The sequence below is a fragment of the Bradyrhizobium sp. USDA 4369 genome, from assembly GCF_054056435.1.
The window spans coordinates 6,692,422-6,709,971 of the sequence record NZ_JBSRYH010000001.1 but is presented as its reverse complement, the minus strand read 5'-3'; the positions used below and the strand labels follow the sequence as shown (position 1 = coordinate 6,709,971).

At 65.9% G+C, this 17,550-nt stretch carries 16 protein-coding genes and 1 pseudogene; 9 read left to right on the top strand and 8 right to left on the bottom strand.

The window, feature by feature from the left end:
- The first annotated feature begins 94 nt into the window (after window positions 1-94).
- Window positions 95-1,069: a quinone oxidoreductase family protein gene (locus tag ACVIJ6_RS30435; RefSeq protein WP_041750766.1), complete on the top strand. Its 975-nt coding sequence runs from the start codon at window positions 95-97 to the stop codon at window positions 1,067-1,069.
- On the opposite strand, the gene ACVIJ6_RS30430 is transcribed toward ACVIJ6_RS30435, so the two are convergent.
- The 3 genes from ACVIJ6_RS30430 to ACVIJ6_RS30420 form a co-directional block, all read right to left on the bottom strand.
- Entirely contained in the window at window positions 1,059-1,835 is a 777-nt protein-coding gene (locus ACVIJ6_RS30430) for a hypothetical protein (RefSeq protein ID WP_456775729.1), read from the bottom strand. The two genes, ACVIJ6_RS30435 and ACVIJ6_RS30430, sit on opposite strands and share 11 nt — an antisense overlap.
- Window positions 1,836-1,943: 108 nt before the next feature.
- Window positions 1,944-2,225: a hypothetical protein gene (locus tag ACVIJ6_RS30425; protein WP_456775728.1), complete on the bottom strand. Its 282-nt coding sequence runs from the start codon at window positions 2,223-2,225 to the stop codon at window positions 1,944-1,946.
- Window positions 2,226-2,527: 302 nt separating this feature from the next.
- Window positions 2,528-3,724: an acetylornithine transaminase gene (locus ACVIJ6_RS30420; protein ID WP_456775727.1), complete on the bottom strand. Its 1,197-nt coding sequence runs from the start codon at window positions 3,722-3,724 to the stop codon at window positions 2,528-2,530.
- Window positions 3,725-4,126: 402 nt separating this feature from the next.
- Here ACVIJ6_RS30420 and ACVIJ6_RS30415 point away from each other — a divergent pair, with 402 nt between their 5' ends.
- Window positions 4,127-5,254 carry a DUF2336 domain-containing protein gene (locus tag ACVIJ6_RS30415; RefSeq protein WP_456775726.1) on the top strand — a complete coding sequence of 376 codons (1,128 nt, stop codon included), beginning with the start codon at window positions 4,127-4,129 and terminating at the stop codon, window positions 5,252-5,254.
- A gap of 68 nt (window positions 5,255-5,322) precedes the next feature.
- Here the strand turns inward: ACVIJ6_RS30415 and rimO are convergent, their stop codons facing one another.
- Window positions 5,323-6,648, bottom strand: a complete 1,326-nt coding sequence (gene rimO, locus ACVIJ6_RS30410) for a 30S ribosomal protein S12 methylthiotransferase RimO (RefSeq protein ID WP_456775725.1) — start codon at window positions 6,646-6,648, stop codon at window positions 5,323-5,325.
- 114 nt (window positions 6,649-6,762) lie between these two features.
- Here rimO and ACVIJ6_RS30405 point away from each other — a divergent pair, with 114 nt between their 5' ends.
- The 5 genes and pseudogenes from ACVIJ6_RS30405 (at window position 6,763) to ACVIJ6_RS30385 (ending at window position 12,575) form a co-directional block, all read left to right on the top strand.
- Window positions 6,763-7,353 carry an ANTAR domain-containing response regulator gene (locus ACVIJ6_RS30405; protein ID WP_456775724.1) on the top strand — a complete coding sequence of 197 codons (591 nt, stop codon included), beginning with the start codon at window positions 6,763-6,765 and terminating at the stop codon, window positions 7,351-7,353.
- Window positions 7,350-8,504 (top strand): CmpA/NrtA family ABC transporter substrate-binding protein, encoded by a 1,155-nt coding sequence (locus ACVIJ6_RS30400; protein WP_456775723.1) that lies wholly within the window; start codon window positions 7,350-7,352, stop codon window positions 8,502-8,504. The genes ACVIJ6_RS30405 and ACVIJ6_RS30400 overlap by 4 nt, the downstream gene beginning before the upstream one ends.
- Window positions 8,505-8,842: 338 nt before the next feature.
- Window positions 8,843-10,630, top strand: a complete 1,788-nt coding sequence (locus ACVIJ6_RS30395; protein ID WP_456775722.1) for a NirA family protein — start codon at window positions 8,843-8,845, stop codon at window positions 10,628-10,630.
- A pseudogene (locus ACVIJ6_RS30390) lies at window positions 10,627-12,235 on the top strand (sulfite reductase subunit alpha). The gene ACVIJ6_RS30395 and the pseudogene ACVIJ6_RS30390 overlap by 4 nt, the downstream one beginning before the upstream one ends.
- 172 nt (window positions 12,236-12,407) lie before the next feature.
- Window positions 12,408-12,575 (top strand): hypothetical protein, encoded by a 168-nt coding sequence (locus ACVIJ6_RS30385; protein WP_456775721.1) that lies wholly within the window; start codon window positions 12,408-12,410, stop codon window positions 12,573-12,575.
- A 15-nt stretch (window positions 12,576-12,590) separates the two neighbouring features.
- Here the strand turns inward: ACVIJ6_RS30385 and ACVIJ6_RS30380 are convergent, their stop codons facing one another.
- From ACVIJ6_RS30380 to pxpB, 3 genes are read right to left on the bottom strand one after another with little or no spacing between them, the layout of a single operon-like run.
- A complete protein-coding gene (locus ACVIJ6_RS30380) occupies window positions 12,591-13,364 on the bottom strand; it encodes a LamB/YcsF family protein (RefSeq protein WP_456775720.1) in 774 nt (257 codons plus the stop codon).
- A 34-nt stretch (window positions 13,365-13,398) separates the two neighbouring features.
- A complete protein-coding gene (locus ACVIJ6_RS30375; protein ID WP_456775719.1) occupies window positions 13,399-14,448 on the bottom strand; it encodes a 5-oxoprolinase subunit C family protein in 1,050 nt (349 codons plus the stop codon).
- Complete coding sequence (pxpB, locus tag ACVIJ6_RS30370; protein WP_456775718.1) at window positions 14,445-15,176, bottom strand: 5-oxoprolinase subunit PxpB; 732 nt, start codon at window positions 15,174-15,176, stop codon at window positions 14,445-14,447. Before pxpB ends, ACVIJ6_RS30375 begins: the two co-directional genes overlap by 4 nt.
- A gap of 246 nt (window positions 15,177-15,422) precedes the next feature.
- On the opposite strand from pxpB, the gene ACVIJ6_RS30365 reads away from it, so the two are divergent.
- Entirely contained in the window at window positions 15,423-16,121 is a 699-nt protein-coding gene (locus ACVIJ6_RS30365) for a ribonuclease activity regulator RraA (RefSeq protein WP_012044195.1), read from the top strand.
- Between the two features lie 27 nt (window positions 16,122-16,148).
- Window positions 16,149-16,553 carry a (R)-mandelonitrile lyase gene (locus tag ACVIJ6_RS30360; RefSeq protein WP_456775717.1) on the top strand — a complete coding sequence of 135 codons (405 nt, stop codon included), beginning with the start codon at window positions 16,149-16,151 and terminating at the stop codon, window positions 16,551-16,553.
- A 70-nt stretch (window positions 16,554-16,623) separates the two neighbouring features.
- Here the strand turns inward: ACVIJ6_RS30360 and ACVIJ6_RS30355 are convergent, their stop codons facing one another.
- Window positions 16,624-17,532, bottom strand: a complete 909-nt coding sequence (locus ACVIJ6_RS30355; protein WP_456775716.1) for a DUF2147 domain-containing protein — start codon at window positions 17,530-17,532, stop codon at window positions 16,624-16,626.
- Window positions 17,533-17,550 lie beyond the last annotated feature (18 nt).

Here is a 17,550-nt window from a genome sequence, read left to right as displayed (position 1 = left end):
CGAGCCCGGATGTCCGATGAGAATCAGGTAATTGTCGAACGGGCTGGTCCGGCTCTCGAAGCCGGCCCAGCGGGCCTGAAGGGGGGATCGCGGGATGGCGAAGGCGGTGCGCGTGCACAAGGTGGGAGGCCCCGAGGCGCTGGTCTATGAGCCGGTCGATCTCGCCGCCCCCGGTCCGGGCGAGGTCCGCATCCGCCAGCATGCGATCGGATTGAACTTCATCGACGTCTATTACCGCACTGGACTGTACAAGGCGCCGGGCCTGCCCTTCATCGCCGGCAATGAGGCGGCCGGCGAGGTGATCGCCGTCGGGCCGGGCGTGACGCATTTCCATCCCGGCGATCGCGTCGCCTATTACGAAAATCTCGGCGGCTACGCCACCGAGCGCAACATCGCCTGGCAGCGCCTGGTCAAGCTGCCCGACCACATCACCTATGAGCAGGGCGCGGTGCTGATGCTCAAGGGTTTGACGGTGTGGTATCTGCTGCACAAGACATTCAAGGTCGAGCCGCATCATCGCGTGCTGATCCATGCGGCGGCCGGAGGGATCGGCCTGTTGGCCTGCCAATGGGCGCGGGCACTCGGCGCGCATGTCATCGGGACCGTCGGCTCCAGGGCCAAGGCCGACCTGGCGCTCGCCAATGGCTGCGATCACGTCATCCTCTACAACGAGGAGGACTTCGTCGCCCGGGTCAAGCAGATCAGCCGCGGCGAATTGTGCGACGTGGTGTATGACGGCGTCGGCAAGTCGACCTTCCCCGGCTCGCTGTCCTGCCTGAAGCCGCGCGGCCTGTTCGTCAGTTTCGGCAACGCCTCCGGACCGGTGCCGCCGTTTTCGATCGCGGAGCTCAACAGCCACGGTTCGTTGTTCGCGACCCGTCCGAAGCTCAACGACTATGTCGGAAAGCGCTCGGAATTGCTGGAAGGCGCGGACACGCTGTTCGCGGCGGTCATCAGCGGCAAGCTGCACGTTCCGATCAATCACGCTTATGCGCTGAAGGATGCGGCCAAGGCGCATGCCGATCTGGAAAGCCGCGCCACGACCGGAGCCTCGATCCTCAAGCCGTGACGACCTCGCTAGCTCTCGTCGCCGGCCATCGCCGCGCCGTCGGCGGCACGGCTCCAGAGCATGGCATTGGCCTGGCCGGCCGGCGGCTGTTCGATCCGGGCGGGGCGAGGCTGTCCTTGCCATCGCGCCAAGCGCGCTCGCGCGCGGGGTCGTTGAGGGCCAGTGCAAGGCCCTGGTTCAATTCATAAAGATCGGCAACAAGGCCGGCCTCCGCGAGGGCTGACCGCAGCGCATCCTGGATCAATCCGCGCAGGGCGATATGAGGTGCCGACACCGGGACATCCACGTCGCGTCCGGCCATGGCCTGGTTGCAGGCGCGTCGGTCGAACGACGCGTGGCCGCGGCAGGCCAGCGGGCGGGCGGGGTGGATGATGCAGGCGCCGCGCACCACGAAGGGGCAGGGTTCGCGCAGCTTCATCCGCTCGACCTCGTCCAAGCCCCGGGTGGTACGGTTGGCGAGTTGCACGCGTCGGGACAGGAGGCCGAGGGCCGTCCTCTGCACCCGCTGATCGATCTGCCTGATGTAGCGCGCCAGCAGAAAGATCTCCGGCGCGGTGGCCGTGACGCGCAGCGCGCAGCAGGACGGGCATCCTTTGTCGCAAGCCAGCACAGGCAGATGGGCCGACTGGACGCCGATATTGGCCTCGAACAGGTTGAACGCCTGCTCGGTCAATGTCTCGACGGCGGCGCCCGATCCGGGGCGGCTGGCCAGCAGCGTGCGGAAGGTCTGTTGCAGTTCTCCGAAGATCGATCGCGCCACCGCCATTCTCCCATGGCCAGAACAGATCCAATCGACCGCGGCGCACCCGGCGCGCCGCGGTCGAGAGGACGAGGCAGAGAGGACGCTCGCTGCCTCATCCGGACAGAGCCGATGTCAGCCAGCGACGTCCTTGAGGATCGCCTCGAAGCAGGGGCGGGGAATGCGGAAGAAGCCGCGGCCGCCGGCAAAGGTCTGATAATGCGGACGCGCCATGTCGAGCAGCCGCTCATACCATTGGCTGGCGGTGAGGCTGGCGGGCTTCTCGCCAATCGAATTGATGTCCGAGTTCGGGAAGAAGCGGACGTGGATCAGCACCTCTTCGGTCGCGGCAGCGGCGGCGACGTGGCTCGTTGGAGCTTCGACGGGCAGTACCCGAGCCAGATTGTCTCTCGCCATTCTTGCATCTCCTTCTGTCGTGCCGACCTCGTTGTCGGCGGAATGATCATCAGCTTGGTCCCGGCAAGCCTCTTCCTCCGAGCTGATCACATCCCGTACAACGCTATATCCGTAAGAATATAACGTATGTCATCGGATCGCAGGTGTTTGGCGCAAGCAGGATCGTTGTTCTGCAGCGACGCTGTCTTTGATTTAGGTCAACCGCTGCCGGTCACTGATCCTGCGAATCTGCCTCTTCTATGGGCAAGCGAGACACAGTCTCCACCGTCGGACGGGGGAGACCGCGCTCGACCTCGATCCGACTACGCGACGCAGCGTGCGGCGCCGAGCTGGGTCAGAATGCCGTCCAGGGTCTCGATCATGGCGGCGATCTCGTCCCGCGTGACGTTCAGGGCCGGCATAAAGCGCAGCGTGTCGGCGCGCGGCGCGTTCAAGAGCAGGCCGAGCGCGAAAGCCTCCGCGACGATCGACGGCGCGATCGGCCTGACGACATCGAGCGCGAGCAGCAGGCCGCGGCCGCGCACCTCGCCAAGCCCGTGCCGGGCCGAGAGCCGCTGCAGCTCGCTTTCGAGATAGATCCCGCTATCGGAGACGGCCTTCAGAAATGACGGCTTCTCGATCACGTCGAGCACGGCAAGCCCGGCGGCGCACATCAGCGGATTGCCGTTGAAGGTGCCGCCCTGGTCGCCATGCGCGAAGCAGGAAGCATCGTGGGTGGCCAGCAGCGCCGCCAACGGGACGCCGCCGCCGATGCCCTTGCCGAGCGTCATGATGTCCGGAACGATATCGGCATGCTCATAGCCGAAGAGTTTGCCGGTCCGGCCCATGCCGGTCTGGATCTCGTCGACGATCAGCAGCAGGCCATGCTGCGTGGTCAGGGCGCGCAATTGCTGCAGGAATCCGGTCGTCGCAGGCCATACGCCGGCTTCGCCCTGGATCGGCTCCAGCATGATCGCGACGGTCTTGTCAGACATCAGCGCCGCGACCGAGGCGATGTCGTTCAGACGCGCCTTGGCAAAGCCCGGGACCTTCGGCTCGAACAGCGGTTCGAACGCCTTCTTGCCGGATGCAGACATCGTCGCCAGCGTGCGGCCGTGAAAACCGCCTTCGAAGGTGATGATCTCATGCGCGCCGTTCTTGCGCATCGCGCCATATTTACGCGCCAGCTTGATCGCGCCCTCATTGGCCTCCGCGCCCGAATTGGTGAAGAAGACCTGATCGAAGCCGGAGCGGTCGACCAGAGCCTTGGCCAGTTTCAGGCTGGTCTCGTTGAAATAGGCCGGGCTCGGCGTGATCAGCCGCGCCGCCTGGTCGGCAAGCGCCTTGGCCAGCTCGGACGGCGCATGGCCCAGCGCGTTCACCGCCCAGCCCTGGATGAAATCCAGATAGCGCTTGCCGGTATCGTCCCACAGCCAGGAGCCTTTGCCCTGGACGAAGACGGTACGCGGACGGGCCGTGATCTCCATCAGAGCGTCGAACGGATGAGAGGCGGTCAGCATGTTCAATCTCCTATGCTCAGGGGGAAACGGCGGCCAAAAGCGAGAAGGCCGCTCCTTGCGGGAGCGGCCTTCTCGAAAAACGGAAGCTGATGCGCGAGCTGATCAGCAACGTCTTCGGACATGGCGCGCCCCGGCCTCGTCACGGCGGTGACGGCGGCAAATGGCGGCGCGGCGGCTGGTCCGGTTGAAGATCATGCGGCGGGCCATACAGGCAAATTGTCACCGGTGTCAAGGCGGGAGGATGTCGAGCCGGGGGGCACAACGCAAGACAGGCCCGATCGAGCGGGGAAGCATGACATACCGCAGGCAGCTCGACCCAGCTTAGTTCAAACTTTACCAAACATTTAGCGACTGCCTCTACCGTGCGGGGCAATCTGAAATGGAAAGCGCTCAGGACGAGCGATGTCGAAACCTCATCTCACCATCGCCGATGAAGTGCAGGCGGCGATTGCCACCGGCTCAGCCGAACGCTGCTCCGTGGTGGCCGAGCGAGTTGCGTCCCTGTTCATCGCCTCGGCTGGCAACATGGATATCGAGCAGCATGCGCTGTTCGCGGACGTGTTCGAGCGCCTCGTCAACACGATCGAGCTGCGTGCGCTCGCCGATGTCAGCGCACGGATCGCGCTCGCCGAGCTCAGCGCGCAGCTCGCCCCGGTGCCTCAGGCGCCCGTCGCGGTGATCCGGCGGCTCGCCCGTCATGAGGATATTGCTGTTGCGGAGCCGGTGCTCGCGGAGTCGCCGCGGTTGAGCAACGCCGATCTCATCGAGATCGCGAACACCCGCAGCGAACAGCATCTGATCGCGATCGCCGGCCGCTGGTGGCTGCAGGAAGTCGTCACTGATGCCCTGCTGGGGCGGCGTTTTCCCAGCGTGAGCCGCAAGCTGATGAAGAACCCGGGCGCGCGGATCTCCGCGGCTGGCTTTTCCATCATCCTCTCCCAGGCGATCAACGATCCGGAGCTCGCGATCGCCACCGGCATACGCGCCGATCTGCCGGCGGGATTGCGCAGGACGCTGCTGCAGAGCGCGACCGAGGCGGTCAAAGCACGCCTTCTCGCGTCGGCGCCGCCGCATCTCTATGAGGAGATCCGAAGCGCGATTGCGGCCGCCGCCGCCGGCGCTGAGCGGGACATGGCGCGACAACGCGATTTCGGCAGCGCCAAAGCGGCGTTCGGGCAGCTGCGGCAGACCGGCAGGCTGAACGAGACCATGCTGCTCGATTTCGCCAAGCAGCGCCGCTACGTCGAGACGACAGCGGCGATTGCGGAGCTCGCAAAATGCAGCATCGATCTGGTGCGGCCGCTGATGCAGAGCCTACGCAGCGATGGCATTCTCGTTCCCTGCAAGGCGGCGGGACTGAGCTGGGACACGGTGGTAGCCATTCTCGACAGCCGCTTCGTCTCCGGCGCGACGGAGCCTGACGAACTCGCCAAGCTCAAGATCAAATACCGTGCCCTGACCGCCGAAGAGGCCCAGCGCACGCTCAATTTGTGGAACGTCAGGACAGCGGCCCCGGCCAAGTCAATTTAAGGCGCAAGCCGATTTGAGGCCATCGTCTTAAGGCCATCGTCCCGAGGTGGCCGTCAATCGCGCGGCGATCAGAAGCCGGCGACCGTGCCGTGCAGGTCATATTCGTCAGCGCGCTCGATCTTGGCCGTGACGATCTCGCCGACGCGAAGGGGACGGCGGCTGGAGAGGTAGACGGAGCCGTCGATCTCCGGCGCGTCTGCCTTGGAGCGGCCCTTGGCGACGGTCGGACCGACCTCGTCGATGATGATCTGCTGGCGGGTTCCGACCTTGCGCTTGAGGCGACGCGCCGAGATCTTCTGCTGGCGCGCCATCAACGCGTTCCAGCGCTCCTGCTTGACCTCGGCTGGAACCTGATCTGGCAGGGCGTTGGACGTCGCCCCCGCCACCGGCTCGTATTTGAAGCAGCCGAGACGATCGATCTCGGCCTCGTCGAGCCAATCGAGCAGGTAGGCGAAATCCGCATCGGTTTCGCCGGGAAAACCGACAATGAAGGTCGAGCGCAACGCCAGATCCGGACAGGTCGCCCGCCAGCCCTTGATGCGGTCCAGCGTCTTGTCCTGGGCCGCCGGCCGTCGCATCGCCTTGAGGACATTGGGGCTGGCATGCTGGAAGGGAATGTCGAGATAGGGCAGCACGCGGCCCTCGGCCATCAGGCCGACGACCTCGTCGACATGCGGGTAGGGATAGACGTAGTGCAACCGGACCCAGGCGCCGAGCTCGCCGAGCTCGCGGGCGAGGTCCAGGAAGCGCGCCCTGACGCTGCGGTCCTTCCAGCTGCTCTCGGCATATTTCAGGTCCAGCCCATAGGCCGACGTATCCTGGGAGATGACCAGGAGCTCCTTGACCCCGGCGGCCACCAGCCGTTCGGCCTCGCGCAGCACGTCGGCGGCGGATCGGGACACGAGATCGCCACGCAGCTTCGGGATGATGCAGAAGGTGCAGCGATTGTTGCAGCCCTCGGAAATCTTCAGATAGGCGTAATGACGGGGCGTCAGCTTGATGCCCTGCGGGGGAACCAGGTCCAGATGAGGGTTGTGGAGCGGCGGCGACGCCCGGTGGACGGCCTCGAGCACGCTCTCGTACTGCTGAGGCCCGGTGATCGACAGCACACCCGGATAGGCCTGTTCGATCTGCTCAGGTTCGGCGCCCATGCAGCCGGTGACGATGACCTTGCCATTCTCGGCCATGGCCGAGCCGATCGCGGACAGCGATTCCTGCTTGGCGCTATCAAGGAAGCCGCAGGTGTTGACGATCACGACGTCGGCGCCGTCATGTTTGCGGGCCAGCTCGTAGCCCTCCGCCCGAAGCCGGGTGATGATGCGCTCGGAATCGACCAGCGCCTTTGGACATCCGAGCGAAACAAAGCTGATCTTGGGCGCGGAACCCTGCTGCATCTTGGAACTGCCTGATGGGATAAGCGTCAGCTAGTCTGAATTACTCAGAAAGACAAGGCTTTAAGCCGGTCGCGTCCATGCTATGGATGAAGGCCCGGACAACCCTGGTGATCGATGAGCGCCGAGCACTCGCCTAAAATCGTGATCGTCGACGAGAGCCCGATCCGCGCGGCCATCCTGGAGGAGGGCTTGCGGGAGGCGGGTTTTACCGGCGTGGTGCATGTCAGCGAGATGCAGGGCCTGCTGGCGCGGATCTACGCGCTCGACCCTGACGTCATCGTCATCGACCTGGAGAACCCGAGCCGCGACGTGCTTGAGCAGATGTTTCAGGTCAGCCGCGCGGTCCGCCGGCCCATCGCCATGTTCGTGGACCAGAGCGACGCCGCCTCGATCCAGGCCTCGGTGGAAGCCGGCGTGTCGGCCTACATCGTCGACGGTCTGAAGAAGGAGCGGATCAAGCCGATCCTCGACCTCTGCATCTCCCGGTTCAATGCGTTCTCGAAGCTGCAGGATGAGCTCGAGCGCGCCAAATCGGCCCTCGAGGATCGCAAGGTGATCGACCGCGCCAAAGGCATTCTGATGAAGATGAAGGGCTTCACTGAAGAGGAAGCCTACGTGCTGTTGCGCTCCACGGCGATGCGCGAGAAGAAGAAGATCGGCGAGATCGCGCAGTCGATCCTGACCGCCTCGGAGATGCTGAAATGATCGGGCCGATTCGCATTGGCTTCATTCCGCTGGTCGATGCCGCGGCCCTCATCGTCGCGGTCGACAAGGGCTATACGGCAGCGGAAGGGCTGGACGTCACGCTGGTGCGCGAGGTCTCCTGGTCGAACGTGCGCGACAAGCTGAATATCGGCCTGTTCGATGCCGCGCATCTGTTGGCGCCGGTTGCGATCGCCTCCAGCCTCGGCATCGGCCACGTCAAGGTCCCGATCGTCGCCCCATTCGCTCTCGGAGTGAACGGCAACGCGATCACGGTCACCCCGGCCTTGTACGCCTCCATCATGGCCAAGCTCGAAGGCGACCGCTTCGACCCGATGGCGACAGCGCTCGCTCTGGCGCGGGTGGTCGCCGAACGCCGCAAGTCCGGCGCCGAGCCGCTCACCTTCGGCATGACGTTTCCGTTCTCCACCCACAACTATCAGCTCCGCTTCTGGATGGCCGCCGGTGGCGTCGACCCGGATGAGGATGTCCGGCTTGTGGTGCTGCCGCCGCCCTACATGGTCGACAGCATCGCCAATGGCCATGTCGACGCGTTCTGCGTCGGCGCTCCCTGGAACTCGATCGCCGTCGATCTCGGCATCGGCCACATCCTGCATTTCGTGTCCGATGTCCTGGTGCGGGCTGCCGAGAAGGTCCTGGCGGTGCGGCAGAGTTGGGCCGACAAGCACCCGGACGCGCTGGCCGCGCTGGTCCGCGCCTGCGCCCGCGCCGCCAATTTCATCGAGCAGAATCACGAGGAGGCCGCGCGTGTTCTGGCGGTACCCGAGCGGATCGCCGTCGATGCGGGGGTGCTCCAGCGCACGCTGGACGGCCGGTTGAAGATCTCGCCGGACGGCAGCTTCCGCGAAAGTCCGCGCTATCTGCTGGTGGGACGCGAGGGCGCGGCGCGACCGGACAAGATCCAGGCCGCCTGGTTGTATGCTCAGATGGTGCGCTGGGGCCAGACCCAGCTCAGCGACGAGGCCCTCCGCACAGCGATGGGCGTGTTCCGGCCGGACATCTACGATGCCGCGCTCGGAGTCCCCGGGCAGACCCAGGACAGCGCCATCGGTGCCTTCGCCGGTCCGCCCTTCGCGGCAGACGACGTGATTGGCCATCTCAGGGCGTTCAAGATCGGCCGCTGGACCGCGTGATCCTTATTGCTCGACCAGGATCTAGGCATCTGGCGCCGCCGTACAAAATTTAGGCGGACTGCCCGCATTTCGGGGCTTGAGCCCGCATCCGCACGCTCAGCGATTCGATTATGTCCTTGTTTTGAATAGTCTTTCCTTGGCGTCGCGGCTGGCACGCAACTTGAATGTTGCATTGCAGTCAGCCGCCACAGACGCCGCTGACCGCAATCCGCGTCGGATTTCCGCAGCAACGAAGCTGGTCGGACCGCTCACCCTGTCGCGCCACGTCGGCCGAACGGATGACGCGATCCTCATCCCATCCACACAGGCCCGTGGCCGCTGGAGCTTCGTCCGCCATCATGAAAATCGAACCCTTGTCAGTCGACTTCAACGACGAGCAGAAGCGCTATCTCGAAGGCTTGGCCGCCGGCCTCAAGGTCAATCTGGGGGGGCGGGCTCAGACCGCCACTACACCCGTCGCGGAGCCGAGCGGGCCCGATGCCATCCACATCAAGGCGCAGGACAAGGTCCTCGCATCGGGACGCAAGCTCGCGGACCAGGAGAAGGTCAAGCGCGAGCAGCATCCGTTCGACGCCTATGCGCGCTTGAAGCAGCAGGCCCACAGCAACGCGGCGCCATCCGCTGCCGACAATTTCCGCTGGCGCTATTTCGGCCTGTTTCATGTCGCGCCGGCGCAGGATTCCTACATGTGCCGGCTGCGGATTCCGAACGGCATCCTGAAGCATTGGCAGCTCGCGGGGCTCGCCGACCTCGCCGATCAGCTCTGCGGTCCGTACAGCCATGTGACCACGCGCGCCAATCTGCAGCTGCGTGAAATCCCGCCCAAGCACGCCGTCATGCTGCTGGAGGGGCTCTCCGATCTCGGGCTGACCGCGCGCGGCTCCGGCGCCGACAACATCCGCAATGTGACGGGGACGCCGACCGCCGGCATCGATCCGCAGGAATTGCTCGATACAAGCGCCTATGCGCGCGAATGGCATTTCCACATCCTCAACGACCGCTCGCTGTACGGCCTGCCGCGCAAATTCAACGTCGCGTTCGACGGCGCCGGCCGGATCGCAGCGCTGGAAGACACCAATGACATCGCGTTCTCGGCCGTCGAGGTGAAGGATGGCTTCGGCGTTGCGCCGGGCGTCTGGTTCAGGCTCGGCCTCGGCGGCATCACCGGCCACAAGGATTTCGCCAAGCCGACTGGGATCATCGTCGAGCCCGAGCGCGCCACCGAAGTGGCCGATGCCATCGTGCGGCTCTTCATCGAGACCGGCGATCGCACCAATCGCCTGAAGGCGCGGCTCAAATATGTGCTCGACAGCATGGGCCATGACAAATTCGTGGAAGCCGTCGAAGCGCGGCTCGGCCGCAAGCTTGCGCGCGTCGCGGACGAGGCGATCAAGCCGCGGCCCGAAGCCGATCGCATGGCCCATATCGGCGTGCACCCGCAGAAGCAGCAAGGCCTGAACTGGATCGGCGTCGTGCTGCCGCTGGGCAAGCTGACGACGGACCAGATGCGCGCGCTCGCCAGGATCGCTGCGGATCTCGGCGACGGCGAGATCCGGCTCACGGTCTGGCAGAACCTGCTGCTCCCGGGCGTGCGCGACGAGAACGTCGTCCTGGCCTGTGCCGCGATCGAGCAGATCGGTCTCTCGACGAAGGCGTCGCACATCCGCGCCGGACTGATCGCCTGCACCGGCAATGCCGGTTGCAAGTTCGCCGCCAGCAACACCAAGCGTCACGCCGCCGAGATTGGTGACTGGTGCGAGAGCCGGGTGGAGATCGATACCCCGCTGAACATCCATCTCACCGGCTGCCATCACTCCTGCGCCCAGCACTACATCAGCGACATCGGCATGATCGGAGCGAAGGTCCCGGTCGGTGATGGCGACGAGACGGTCGAGGGCTATCATTTGTTCGCCGGCGGCGGCTTCGGCCCGCAGGCCGACATTGGCCGCGAAGTCTATCGCGACCTCAAGGCGGAGGACGCGCCGCGCACCGTCGAGCGGCTGCTCAAGGCCTATCTGGCGCACCGCCTCTCTCCCGATGAAACCTTCCTGTCCTTTGCCCGCCGGCACGATGGCGAAACCCTGCGCAAGCTGGCCGAAGCGCAGACATCCGAGGTCGCCGCATGAACCAGATCACGCCCATGCCGAAGATCGAGATCATTCCCCCGTCAGCGCCGTTCTCCGAAGCGCAGCGGTCCTGGCTCAACGGCTTCCTCGCCGGCGCGCTCGGCCTCGACGGATCGACGGCGTTGTCGCCGACGCAGAACGGCGCGGTGCTCGCACCCGCAGGCGATGCCGATGACGGCGAGGCGCCGTGGCACGATCAGACCTTGCCGATTGCGGAGCGCATGAAGCTGGCCGAGGGTCGTCCGCTGCGCCGTCGCCTGATGGCCGCGATGGCACAGCAGGATTGCGGCCAATGCGGCTACAATTGCAGCGACTATTCCGACGCGATCGCCAATCGCAGCGAAGCCCGGCTCAATCTCTGCGTCCCCGGCGGCAAGGAAACCGCGCGGATGGTCAAGGCGCTCTACGAGGAGCTCGACAAGGCGCCTGCAGCGGCCAAGCCGGCCGCAGTTGCAGCAACGCCGGCCACCGTGGCGGTCGTCGTCAGCGAGCCCGGCCGCTCGCGCGACAATCCGGTCGAGGCTACCTTCCTGTCGCGGCGTTTGCTCAACAAGCCGGGCTCGGAGAAGGAGACGTGGCACATCGAGTTCGATCTCGGCGAAGCCGGGCTCGACTATGTGGTCGGCGATTCCTTCGGCATCTTCGCCAAAAACGATCTTGGCCTGGTCGACCAGATCATCGCGCTGCTCGGCGCCTCGCACATGACGCAAGTGAACGGCAAGCCGTTGCGGCAATGCCTGCTGGAGGACGTCTCGCTGTCACCGGCGCCGGACTCGCTGTTCGAGCTGATCTCCTTCATCACCGGCGGCGCGACGCGCGAGAAGGCGCGGCGGCTGGCGCAGGGCGAGGACCCGGATGGCGATGCGGCAACGCTCGACGTCATGGCGGTGCTGCAGAAGTTCTCCGGCGTGCGACCGCATCCCGAAGCCTTCGTCGAAGCGCTGGAGCCGCTGCAGCCGCGGCTGTATTCGATCTCCTCCTCGCACAACGCAACGCCGGGAAAGGCTCTCGCTGACGGTCGACTGCGTCCGCTATGTCATCGGCAAGCGCAAGCGGCTGGGGCTTGCCTCGACATTCCTGGCCGAGCGCATCAATCCCGGCGACAGGCTCCGCGTCTATGTGCAGAAGGCGCATGGCTTTGCGCTGCCGGCTGATCCGAAGACGCCGATCATCATGGTCGGCCCGGGCACCGGCATCGCGCCGTTCCGCGCCTTCCTGCTCGATCGCAGGGCGACCGGCGCGCCGGGCAAGAACTGGCTGTTCTTCGGCCACCAGCGCAGCGACTGCGACTTCTTCTACGCCGACGAGCTCAATGCGATGAAGACGGCTGGCCTCTTGACGCGGCTGTCGCTGGCGTGGTCGCGCGACGGCGACAAGAAGTTCTACGTCCAGGATCGCATGCGCGAGGTCGGCCGCGAGGTCTGGACCTGGCTTGCCGAGGGCGCCCATCTCTACATCTGCGGCGACGCCAAGCGCATGGCCAAGGATGTCGAGCGGGCCCTGGTCGACATCGTCGCCCAATTTGGCGCGCGGTCGACTGACGAGGCGGTCAGCTTCGTGGCGGAGCTCAAGAAGACGGGACGGTTCCAGCTCGACGTCTATTAACCGTCCAAGGCGGGCAGGAAGCCCGCGGATAAAATTCTCAGGCGGAACTCCAGCTGAGAATTTTATGGTCCCAGGCGGACCCGAAACAGGGGGCTTGTCGTTATTTCGCCGGTTGCCTTGCGCTCGGCCGCGAGAACGCTTTTCTCGTGGTCGGAACTTCAGGAGACCGGCCATGCAGACCATCCCGACGGCTTCGCGCCAGGTGCCTCAGGCCCGCGTTATGCCTCAGGGCCGCGCGATGCCTGAGCGGGGAACGACGGCAGCGCTGGTTGCCTTCTATGGCGCCGTGGCTCTGATCGCTGCGATCACGCTGGGCATGCCCTTCACCCATCCGTTCTGATCGATCTCGTCTTGATCACGCTGCCGTCTTGAACGGCGCGACCTCGATACCGGCGGCATCGAGCGCGCGGCGCACCTCGCGCGCAATCTCCACGGCGCCGGCGGTATCACCGTGAATGCAGACCGTGTCGGTCCGCATCTTCATGACCTTGCCGGTCACCGAGATCACGGCCCCGTCCTGAACCATGCGCACCACCCGATCGGCGATCTGCCTGGGGTCGTGCAGCACAGCGCCCGGCTTGCTGCGCGACACCAAGAGGCCGTTGTCGTCATAGGCGCGATCGGCAAACACCTCATGCGCCATCGACAGATTGGCCTTCTCGCCGGCCGTCACCAGCTTCGAGTTGGCGAGCACGACAAAGATCAGGCTCGGATCGACGGCGTTGATCGCCCTGGCGATCGCGTTCGCCGTCATGTCGTCCTCGCAGGCGACGTTCGACAATGCGCCATGCGCCTTCACATGCGTGACCTTGTGACCGGCAGCAGTGGCAATCGCCTGCAGCGCGCCGATCTGATAGGCGACGAGGTTCTCGATCTCCGATGATGTCAAGCCGGGCACCGGGCGCCGGCCGAAGCCGTGCAGATCGCGATAGCCGGGATGCGCACCGACGCTGACAGCTTTGGCCTTGGCCATCTCGACCGTCTTGCGCATGATGTCGGCATCGCCAGCGTGAAAGCCGCAGGCGACGTTCACCGATGTCGCCAGCTCGATCATCGCGGCGTCATTGCCCATCTCCCACGGGCCAAAGCTTTCTCCGAGGTCGCAGTTCAGGTCGACGGTGCTGGTCATTGTCAGGGCTCCGCGCTTTGCTGGGTCCGAAGCTTTAGGGGTGATCAGATGAATCGAGCGTCAATCCGGGCCATGTGGTGACATCGGTTGCGCTGACCGCGTGGCCGGCCACATTGGCCGTGAACAGGGCATCGACATTGAAGGCGCTGCTCGTCAGTTCGGTGACGCGGCCGGGTAGGCTGCGCAACAGATCCTTGTACCTTCGCAGTTCGGCCTGTGCCTCCGCCATGCTGACGGCCTTGAAGCGGAACGGCGTGCCGGCGGACGTCTGGGCCAGGCGGCCAAAATCGGCCGTGATCACGGTCGCGATCTTCGGATAGCCGCCACTGGTGCCGCGGTCGGCCATCAGCACGATCGGCGCGCCGTTGCCGGGCACCTGGATGCTGCCATCCACGGTGCCGTCGGAGACGATGTTGTGGCCGTGCAAATGGCGGATGGGCGGCCCCTCGAGGCGGTAGCCCATGCGGTCGCTGGTCGCCGAGATCGTCCAGTCGCTGCCCAGGAACAGCGCCTTCATCTCGTCACTGAACTCGTCGTCCTGCGGTCCCATCACGACGCGGATCGGGCCGCCCGCCTTGGGCAGGTCGAGGCGCAGCTCCGGCGCGTCGCTGGCGGGCGCGACCTCGAAGACATCGCCCGACTTCAGCGGCCGAGGATAGGGGCTGCCGAGCCCGGCGCGCGCATTGACCGAGAGGCTGTTGAACATCGGCTCGCCGCTGATGCCGCCGGCGATGGCGAGATAGCTGAACGAGCCGCCGCGCGCGAAGCCGAGCGTGAGTGTCTCGCCGTCGTTCAGCGTCACCGACGTGTTCATCTCGACCTGGCGTTTGGCGACGTCGGCAGGCCGGGGCGCGCCGGCAAGCGCGACTCGCACAGAACCGCCTGTCGCCGTGAGCGTGGCGCCGAACGGGCCGATTTCGATCGCGGCCGCCAGCAGCGCGTTGCCGACCAGGCAATTCGCTGCCGCAAGCGACAGCTTGTCCATCGCGCCCGATGGGGTCAGTCCGTAGCGCTGCGCGCCGAAGCGGCCGCCGTCCTGGACCGAGCTGGCCGGACCGATCTGTGCGACGACCAGCGTGCTCATGCTGCAATCCGTTCGGCGATGAGCTCGCCGCCCTCGGCTGCGCGCTCCTGCTCCGCAAAGATCTTGGCGTCCACGGCGGTGAAGCTGACCTCGTCACCCGGCTCGAGCAGGAAGGTGGGCTGGCGGTGAAGCTGAAAGGTGCGCATCGCGGTGCGGCCGAGCAGGTGCCAGCCGCAGGGGCCGGCGAGGCACTGGATGCCGGTCTGGATGCCGCCGATCGCGACAATGCCCGGCGGCGTCGCGAGGCGTGGGTTCTGCCGGCGCGACATCTGCAGCGTGGGATCCAGGCCGGACAGGTAGGACCAGCCGGGCGTGAAGCCGATCATCGCGACCCGGTAGGTGGCGGCGACGTGGCGGGCGACGACCTCGTCCGGCGTCAGGCTCAGCGCCTTGGCGACATCCTCCAGGTCGATGCCGTGCTCGCCGCCATAGCAGACCGGAACCCGCCAGCGCCTGACCTCGGTCTCCGGCCCGAGCGTGCCCGCCGACAAGGCCAGCAAATTCGCACCGAGCGTCGCGTGATCGATCATGCAGGGATCGTAGTGCACCAGCAGCGAGCGATAGGTCGGCACCGTCTCGGTGATGCCCGCGAGGCTGGCCGCCGCCAGCGCGTGGTCGAGCGCGAGCACGCGGCGGTTGGCGGTCTCGTCGATGGTCCGGCTGAACTCGACGGTCACAGCGCTGTCGCCGCTGGGCAGGAGGCGTGGAGGTGGAAAAGGATCGGCCATGAGCTCGGGGACGGTTCGCGATGTCGGTTCCTGATTAGCTGCTTTTGGCCGCCAGTGGAATTGGGGCCAAGTCAAAAACTCTCGAAAATTCAATAAATTAATCGGATGTTCTGCGATAAGAGAACTTTATCGGGCGCAGCGCAACCCCGTATGCGCTGCGCGCACGCGCATGCCCTTGACGGCGCGACCGTCGCTCGCAAGATGCGCCTGCTTTTTCCGCCAGCCTGTTGGAGCACCAGTCTCACAATGTCCCTCACTCCCGAAGCCATCGCCACCCTGTCCCAGGTCACCACCGCGACCATCACCACGGTCCTGCTGAAGAAGGGGTTGCGCAATGTCTGGATGCGGGGCGCGAAGCCGCTGCGTCCGGGACAGAAGCGGCTGGTCGGTCCCGCCTTCACCTTGCGCTTCGTTCCGGCGCGCGAGGATCTCGCTACGCCGGAATCCTGGTCGTCGCCGATCTCGACCCGCACTGCGATCGAAGCCATGCCCGAGGGCTGCATCGCCGTCGTCGACGCGATGGGCGTCAAGGACGCCGGCATCTTCGGCGACATTCTCTGCGCGCGCATGGTCAAACGCGGCGTCACCGCGCTGATCACCGATGGCGTCGTGCGTGACCTCGAAGGCGTGCTCGGCACCGGCCTGCCGGTGTGGTGCGACGGTTATGCGGCGCCGCCCTCCGTCGCGGGTCTGACCTTTGTCGGCTGGGGCGAGGCGATCGGCTGCGGCGGCGTTGCGGTGTTCCCGAATGACGTGGTCGTGGCCGACCAGGACGGTGCGGTGCTGATCCCGCAGGCGATGCTCGATCACGTGCTCGCCGAAGGGCCGGAGCAGGAGCGCATGGAGGCCTGGATCGTCGACGAGGTGAACAAGGGCGCGGTGCTGCCGGGCCTCTATCCGATGAACGCTGAGACCAAGGCGCGCTACGCCGCGTCGAAGAAGTAAGCTCGAACAGCCGCAGAAAGGCACATCATGGATTTCCACCCCGCAGGCTCGCGCACGACGCGCCGGGCGCCCGCTGAATACTTCACCGGCAACGTGCTGCAGGATCCGCTGATCATGGCGCCGGCACCGGCACGGCTCAATGCCTCGCGCGTCTCGTTCGCGCCGGGCGCGCGCACCGCCTGGCACACCCATCCGCTCGGGCAGACACTCTATGTGATCTCCGGGATCGGCCGCATCCAGGCCAAGGGCGGACCGGTGCGCGAGATCCGGCCGGGCGACGTGATCTTCATCCCGCCGGGTGAGAAGCACTGGCACGGCGCCTCGCCGGACAATGAGATGACGCATATCGCGATGCAGGAGGCGCTCGACGGCGTCTATTCGAACTGGATGGAGCACGTCACCGACGAGGAATACGCGACACCGGTCGGCTGAGCGGTCTCTGACGAAATGCGAGCGCGCGGTCGCAGGGCTGCGCGCTTTGGGTTTGCAGCGGACGCTGCGCTCAGTTCACCCGCGTCCAGGTCTGGCCGCCGCAGAACATGCCGCCAAAGGCGCAGCCCTGCACGCGCAGGCTGTTCGATCCCTTCAATGCGATGGTCGAATCGTAGGTGCTGCCGCTGTTGGGATCGAAGATGCGGCCGCTCCACTTCTTCTCCTGCGACTTGTCGCTCGGACGCATGTTGATCAGGATCTGCTCGCCATTCTGGTTGGTCTTCGCGTCGATCGAATAGCCACAGAGATTGACGCCGCACGGCTCGATGCGGATCTTGCCTTCCTTCTCCTCCGTCAGCCAGATGCCGATCGGCGAGTTCGGATCCTGCGACGCTGCGGGTGCGGGCGGCGGCGGCAGCGCGGCCGTCGTGACCGCGGCCGGTGCCTGGGCCGGCGCTGGCACCGCCGCAGGAGCAACCGGCGGCGTCACCGGAGCCGTTGCCGTGATTGCGGGAGCGGCCGGTGCGACTGGCGCGGCAACCGCTGGCGCTGGTGGAACTGGGTCGAGGGGAGCCGTGGGCAATGGAACGGCCGGAGCGGCGGCCTGGACCGGCGCCGCCGGAGCTTGCGCCGGTGGCGGGCTAGCGGGGGCGGCAGCTGTCGTGGCGGGAGCCGGGGCAGGGATGGGGGCAGCGGCCGCCGCCGCTGGCGGCTGAGGCGGAGGTGCCGGCGTGACCGCCGCCTCGGCAGGTGCCTGGGCAGGCTTGTCTGCTGCTGCCGGCGATTTGCGCGCCGCATCCTGCTCGCGCTTGGTCTTCTTTGCCTTCTTCTGCTCGGTATTGTCGTAGACGCCGGGAATCGACACCGTGCCGCGCTCCGGATCGATGCGGATGGTGTTGCCGCCATATTCGATGACGTATTGCGCATGCGCGGCGCTGCTCGCCAGCACCAGCGCGGCAACAGCCAACAACCTCTTCATCAGGATCTCCGCCATGTC

Bases quoted from the DNA above. Each gene is read 5' to 3' on its own strand.
- ACVIJ6_RS30360 (WP_456775717.1), top strand. From the start codon at position 16,149: ATGGATTTCCACCCCGCAGGCTCGCGCACGACGCGCCGGGCGCCCGCT.
- pxpB (WP_456775718.1), bottom strand. From the start codon at position 15,176: ATGGCCGATCCTTTTCCACCTCCACGCCTCCTGCCCAGCGGCGACAGC.
- ACVIJ6_RS30425 (WP_456775728.1), bottom strand. From the start codon at position 2,225: ATGGCGAGAGACAATCTGGCTCGGGTACTGCCCGTCGAAGCTCCAACG.
- ACVIJ6_RS30355 (WP_456775716.1), bottom strand. From the start codon at position 17,532: ATGAAGAGGTTGTTGGCTGTTGCCGCGCTGGTGCTGGCGAGCAGCGCC.
- ACVIJ6_RS30385 (WP_456775721.1), top strand. From the start codon at position 12,408: ATGCAGACCATCCCGACGGCTTCGCGCCAGGTGCCTCAGGCCCGCGTT.
- ACVIJ6_RS30420 (WP_456775727.1), bottom strand. From the start codon at position 3,724: ATGCTGACCGCCTCTCATCCGTTCGACGCTCTGATGGAGATCACGGCC.
- ACVIJ6_RS30435 (WP_041750766.1), top strand. From the start codon at position 95: ATGGCGAAGGCGGTGCGCGTGCACAAGGTGGGAGGCCCCGAGGCGCTG.
- ACVIJ6_RS30405 (WP_456775724.1), top strand. From the start codon at position 6,763: ATGAGCGCCGAGCACTCGCCTAAAATCGTGATCGTCGACGAGAGCCCG.
- ACVIJ6_RS30380 (WP_456775720.1), bottom strand. From the start codon at position 13,364: ATGACCAGCACCGTCGACCTGAACTGCGACCTCGGAGAAAGCTTTGGC.
- ACVIJ6_RS30400 (WP_456775723.1), top strand. From the start codon at position 7,350: ATGATCGGGCCGATTCGCATTGGCTTCATTCCGCTGGTCGATGCCGCG.
- ACVIJ6_RS30415 (WP_456775726.1), top strand. From the start codon at position 4,127: ATGTCGAAACCTCATCTCACCATCGCCGATGAAGTGCAGGCGGCGATT.
- ACVIJ6_RS30365 (WP_012044195.1), top strand. From the start codon at position 15,423: ATGTCCCTCACTCCCGAAGCCATCGCCACCCTGTCCCAGGTCACCACC.
- ACVIJ6_RS30395 (WP_456775722.1), top strand. From the start codon at position 8,843: ATGAAAATCGAACCCTTGTCAGTCGACTTCAACGACGAGCAGAAGCGC.
- rimO (WP_456775725.1), bottom strand. From the start codon at position 6,648: ATGCAGCAGGGTTCCGCGCCCAAGATCAGCTTTGTTTCGCTCGGATGT.
- ACVIJ6_RS30375 (WP_456775719.1), bottom strand. From the start codon at position 14,448: ATGAGCACGCTGGTCGTCGCACAGATCGGTCCGGCCAGCTCGGTCCAG.
- ACVIJ6_RS30430 (WP_456775729.1), bottom strand. From the start codon at position 1,835: ATGGCGGTGGCGCGATCGATCTTCGGAGAACTGCAACAGACCTTCCGC.